Below are 5,096 nucleotides of genomic sequence, written 5' to 3'. Positions count from 1 at the left end.
CCGAGGTCGAGACCGAGCTGGCGGTCACGGCGCTGGAGAGCCTCCGCGCCGCCGTCTACGGTTTCGAGGTCGTGGCCGCGCAGTCCCGGGACGCCCAGCGAGCGCTGGCCACCACCACCCTGGCGACCCTTCGCGCCCGGGCCGCGCTGGTGTCGACGCTCGCCGGGGAGGCGGCCGCCCCGCCCGCCCTCGGCTACCCCCTGCCCTTTGCCGTGACGACCCCCGCCGCTGCCCGCAGGCTGGCGGTGACCGTGCTCGGTGGGCTGCGCGCCAGCCACGCGGCGGCCGTCGACGGCTCCGCGGGGCGGGCCGGCTCGCTGGCCTCCTGCGTCGAGTGGCTCGCCGAGGCCGAGGTCCTTGCCTACCGGTGGCGGATGGCGCCCCAGCCCTTCCCCGGACTGTCGTGACGTCGACCGCCGAGGCTGCAGCACTCGTGCCCGACAGCTGGCGGGAGTGGGTCGGGCGCCTCCCTCCCGAGGGCGGGCCGTCCGGGGCGCAGTGGGCGGCTGGTCTGCCGCGACTGCTCGCGGAGCTGATCGACGGCTGGGGTCTCACGCCGACAGGTCGGGGCATGACCGGCTGGACCGCCGTCGTGGTCCCGGTCGAGCGCGACGGCGAGCGCCTGGTGCTCAAGGTCGGCTGGCCGCACCACGACAGCGCTGGCGAGCCCCTGGCCCTGCGCCACTGGGACGGCAACGGCGCGGTCCGGCTCGTCGCCGCCGACCCCGGGCGCGGGGCCCTGCTCCTGGAGGCCCTCGACCCCGGGCGCGACCTCGACGGAGCAGGGGTCGACACCGACACCGCCTGTGAGCTCATCGGCGGGCTGCTCGCCCGGCTGCACGTGCCGGCGCCGCCCCGGTTGCGGACCCTGACGGACTACGCCGCGGCCGAGAGCGCGCGGCTCCGGCACGCCCGCGACCGCCTGCCCCGGCGGTTCGTCGAGCGCGCCACCTCGCTCGCGGCCGACCTCAGCCGCGAGCCGGACTGCAACGGAACGCTCCTGCACACCGACCTGCACTTCGGCAACGTGCTCGCCGGCAGCCGGGAGCCGTGGCTGGCGATCGACCCCAAGCCCATGGCGGGGCACGCCGGCCTCGAGCTGCAGCCGGTGCTGCGCAACCGGGTGGCCGAGCTCGGCAGCGGGTCGGCCTTCCGCCACCTCGTTCGGCGCCGCTTCGACATCGTCTGCGAGGCGGCCGGAATCGACGTCGACGCCGCCCGCGCCTGGACGGTCTGGTTCTCGGTCGTCGAGGCCAACTGGGCCTCGCTCGACGGCAACACCGACGACGTGACCCTCCACCTCGCCCTGGCCAAGGCCCTCGAGGGCTAGCACGACGCCAGGTGGTCGAGGATCGCCTCGAGGGCGTCGGTGTCGAGGCGGGGGTGCGGAGGCACGCCCAGGAACTCCTCGACGGCGCCGGCCGCGCGGGCCTGCTCGGCGGAGCCCGGCCGCGCCCCGAGCCACTGCCTCATCTGGTACTCCCCGATGTGGCCGAGGTGGGCGATGAGCATCGAGAAGGCTCTCGTGCCGTCGACGCGGCCGGATCCGCCCGCGTCGACGTACGCGTCCCGGAGGGCGCGGTGCCGCGACGCCTCGCCACGCCCGAACTCGAACAGCACGAGCCCCAGCTCCTCGCTCTGGCTGCCCGGGCCACAGCTGTCCCAGTCGAAGACGCAGAGGCCACCGCCACCGAGGCCACGCACGTTGTCGGCCCACAGGTCACGGTGGCACGTGCGGTCGGCCGGCAGCGGGTCGAGCATCGCCTCGAGCGCCCGGAGCTCGTCGACGTATCCGGCGAGGTGCTCGGCGAACGGCGCACCGGCCGCTCGGGTCACCGCCACCAGCTCGCGCCACCGCGCCTCGCCGACCGGGGTGCAGAACCACGCACTCGGCGCCCGGACGCCGGCGAAGGGCACGCGGTGCACCCCGGCGACGAGCCGGCCGACCTCGGCCGGGTCGAGCGCGGTGCTGGGCGGCAGGAGGTCGAGCCACTCGAGCAGCACGACCTGGCGGCCTGCGACCGACTGCACCACCGAGCCGTCCGTCCCGCGGCGCACCCTCGGGGTCACCACGCCCCCGTCGGCCACCGCGTCGGCGAAGGCCGCCGGCTCGAGCAGCTCGGCGGGGCCCACCGGCGCGAACGGCACCTTCACGGCATACCGGCCCTCCGCGGTCTCCAGCCGCCAGATCTCGCCGAGCTCGCCACGGTCGACCGGTCCGGTGAGCGTGGCCGGGCCACGCAGTCCGTACGTGCGCGCGATCGTGGCTGCGGCCCCGGGGGTGGCCCACGCGCCGCCTGCGAGCCCGCTCACCCCGACCACCGGTACTCCACCTCCGGTCGCCCCGGACCGGCATACCGCGAGCGCCGCACGGCGAGCCGGCTGTCGCAGAGGAACTCGGCGTAGCGCCTGGCAGTCACCCGGCTGACGCCCACTGCGTCGCCGAGCTCGGAGGCGGAGACCCCCTCCGCACCCTCGCGCAGGGCCCGGGACACCCGCGAGAGCAGCTCCTCGCTCATGCCCTTCGGCAGCGGCGTCTCGGCGCCGGCCCTCAGGCCGCCGATGACCTGGTCCACCTCCGCCTGGGTGTCCACCTGGTCGGCGCCCTGCACCTGTTCGCGGTAGGCGCGATAGGCCAGCAACCGCTCCCGCAGCGTGGCGAACACGAACGGCTTCAGGACGTACTGCACGACGCCGAGGGAGACGGCCGAGCGCACCACCTCGAGGTCGCGGGCGGAGGTGACGGCGATGACGTCGGCGCGGTGGCCGCCGGCGCGCATCGCGCGGATGACCTCGAGGCCGTGCCGGTCGGGCAGGTTCATGTCGAGCAGGACGACGTCGACGGGCTTGTCCTGCAGGGCGTGCAGTGCCGCCTGGCTGGTGCCCACCGTCGCGGTCACCACGAACCCCGGCACCCGCTCGACGTAGGCGGTGTGGGCCTCGGCCGCGATCGGCTCGTCCTCGACGACGAGCACCCGCAGGACGCCCAGGGCCGGCGCGGCGTCGCCGCTCACGCCCCACCGCCCAGCGGGAGCCGCACCGTGAACCTCGCCCCGGGGGGACCCTGCACCGCGAGCTCGCCACCCAGCCGCTGTACCGACTGGGCGACCAGGGCGAGGCCGATGCCGCGTCGGCCCGGGCCGCTCGCCTGCTTGGTCGAGTAGCCGCGCTCGAACGCGCGGTCCACGGCCCCTGGGTCCAGCCCGGGCCCGGTGTCCTCCACCACCAGGACTGCATACCCGTCCTCGACCCGGGCGTCCACCCGCACCCGGCGCGGCCCGGGGGTCTCGGCGACGGCGTCGAGGGCGTTGTCGATGAGGTTGCCCGCGATCGTGACGACCTCCCGCGGCGGGGCGACCCCCTCGGGCCACTGCGCGCTGTCCCCGACCTCGAAGTCGATGCCCCGCTCGGTGGCCTGGGCCGCCTTGCCCAGCAGGAGCGCCGCCAGCGCCGGCTCCTCGACCGAGGCCACCACCTTGTCCGTCAGCACCTGCGAGGCGGCGAGCTCCTCGGTGGCGAAGGCCAGCGCCCGGTCGGTGTGGCCGAGCTCGATGAGGCTGACGACGGTGTGCAGCCGGTTGGCCGACTCGTGCGCCTGCGAGCGCAGCGCCTCCGTCAGGCCACGGGCGGAGTCGAGCTCCCCGGTGAGGTCCTCGAGGTCGGTCCGGTCGCGCAGGGTCGCCACGATGCCGAGGGACCTGCCCTGCCACTGGGCCGGGGCCGTGTTCAGCACCAGGACCCGCGCGTCCGTGACGTGCAGCTCGTCCTCGCGGGGCTCGGGGTCGGTGAGGGCCGTCACCAGCGGCGGTGCCAGCCCGAGCTCGCCGACCGGTCGGCCCTGCGCGTCGTCCGGCAGGTCGAGCAGGCGGGCGGCCTCGTCGTTGGTCAGCCGCAGCCGGCCGTCGAGGTCGACGAGCAGCAGGCCCTCCGTCACCGCGTGCAGGACGGCGTCGTAGTACTCGTACATCTCGCGGAGCTGCTCCTCGCCGAGGCCGTGGGTCTGGCGGCGGATCCGTCGGGCGACCAGCGCCATGCCGAGTCCGGAGAGCAGCGCCGCCGCCACACCGGCCAGGAGCAGGACCGGCAGCTGGTCCTGGAGCCGCTCGGCCACGGCGGCCCTGCGGATGCCGACGGCGACCAGACCCACCACGGTGCCGCCGTCCACGACCGGCACCACCACCCGGCGGGAGGGGCCGAGGGTGCCGGTGTAGTCCTCGACCACGGTGCCGCCGGCCGCGGCCTCCTCGATGTGGCCGATGAACTGGCGCCCGACCTGTGCCGGGTCGGGGTGGCTGTAGCGGGTGCCGGTGGAGCTCATGACGACGACGAAGTCGGTGCCGGTCTCCACCCGGACGCGCTCGGCGTACGGCTGCAGGACGGGTGAGGGGTCGGGGGTCTGGACGGCGTCGACGACGTCGGGGGTGGCGGCCACGGACTCCGCCACGGCAGTGGCCCGGGCCGTCGCCTCCGCCGTGCCCGACCGCTGCGCCTGCGCGTAGGCGCCGAGCAGGCCGGCCCCGACCACCAGCACCGCCACCAGGACCTGAAGGGCGAACGTCTGCCCCGCGACGCTCCACCGGGAGGGCGCGCTCAGCGCGCGCCGCAGCCCGCTGCCCGGTGCCGCGGACCCGGGGGCCGGGTTCACCGGCACACCCGGGCTGCCTGCCGCCCGCAGCGGGCGGCAGGGAACTCAATGAACACAACGGTGACCCTAGTCACCGTGGCCTCCACCCTCGTGTCAGATCACCTCTCCCAGGCCCGGGGCCTGGGACCCCACCGCTGGAGGACACCGTGAGCAGCACAGCCGACAACGCCGTCGACACCAGACCCCGACCGGCGCGGGACCGGACCCACTACCTCTACGTCGCCGTCATCGCCGCCATGGTCGCGGGCGTCGCGGTCGGCGCGATCTGGCCTGAGCTCGGCAAGGAGCTCAAGCCGCTCGGGACCATGTTCGTGAACCTCATCAAGATGATGATCACCCCGGTCATCTTCTGCACGATCGTCCTCGGCATCGGCTCGGTGCGCCGGGCGGCGCAGGTCGGCCGCGTGGGTGGCCTGGCCCTCGCCTACTTCCTCACCATGTCGACCGTCGC

6 protein-coding genes are annotated in these 5,096 nt (G+C 75.3%); 3 read left to right on the top strand and 3 right to left on the bottom strand.

Annotated features, from left to right (window positions below; genetic code table 11):
* Positions 1-407, top strand: a 407-nt coding sequence (locus VIB11_RS10280; RefSeq protein WP_332030914.1) for a DUF4439 domain-containing protein, incomplete at its 5' end; no start/stop codon positions are given.
* A gap of 26 nt (positions 408-433) precedes the next feature.
* Positions 434-1,330, top strand: a complete 897-nt coding sequence (locus VIB11_RS10275; RefSeq protein WP_332030912.1) for an aminoglycoside phosphotransferase family protein — start codon at positions 434-436, stop codon at positions 1,328-1,330.
* Here VIB11_RS10275 and VIB11_RS10270 read toward each other — a convergent pair.
* The 3 genes from VIB11_RS10270 to VIB11_RS10260 are packed head-to-tail and all read right to left on the bottom strand — an operon-like array spanning position 1,327 to position 4,645.
* Positions 1,327-2,313, bottom strand: a complete 987-nt coding sequence (locus VIB11_RS10270; protein ID WP_332030910.1) for a phosphotransferase enzyme family protein — start codon at positions 2,311-2,313, stop codon at positions 1,327-1,329. The genes VIB11_RS10275 and VIB11_RS10270 overlap by 4 nt on opposite strands.
* A complete protein-coding gene (locus VIB11_RS10265) occupies positions 2,310-3,014 on the bottom strand; it encodes a response regulator (RefSeq protein ID WP_332030908.1) in 705 nt (234 codons plus the stop codon). Before VIB11_RS10265 ends, VIB11_RS10270 begins: the two co-directional genes overlap by 4 nt.
* The gene (locus tag VIB11_RS10260) at positions 3,011-4,645 is read right to left on the bottom strand and encodes a sensor histidine kinase (protein ID WP_332030906.1); all 1,635 of its coding nucleotides are present in this window, start codon (positions 4,643-4,645) and stop codon (positions 3,011-3,013) included. The genes VIB11_RS10265 and VIB11_RS10260 overlap by 4 nt, the downstream gene beginning before the upstream one ends.
* Positions 4,646-4,791: 146 nt before the next feature.
* Here VIB11_RS10260 and VIB11_RS10255 point away from each other — a divergent pair.
* A partial coding sequence (locus VIB11_RS10255; RefSeq protein ID WP_332030904.1) for a cation:dicarboxylate symporter family transporter occupies positions 4,792-5,096 on the top strand: 305 nt, incomplete at its 3' end.

This window comes from Pedococcus sp. (assembly GCF_036554925.1).
GTDB lineage: Bacteria > Actinomycetota > Actinomycetes > Actinomycetales > Dermatophilaceae > Pedococcus_A.
The sequence above is the reverse complement of the archived record's forward strand: the minus strand, read 5'-3'. Positions and strand labels throughout refer to the sequence as shown.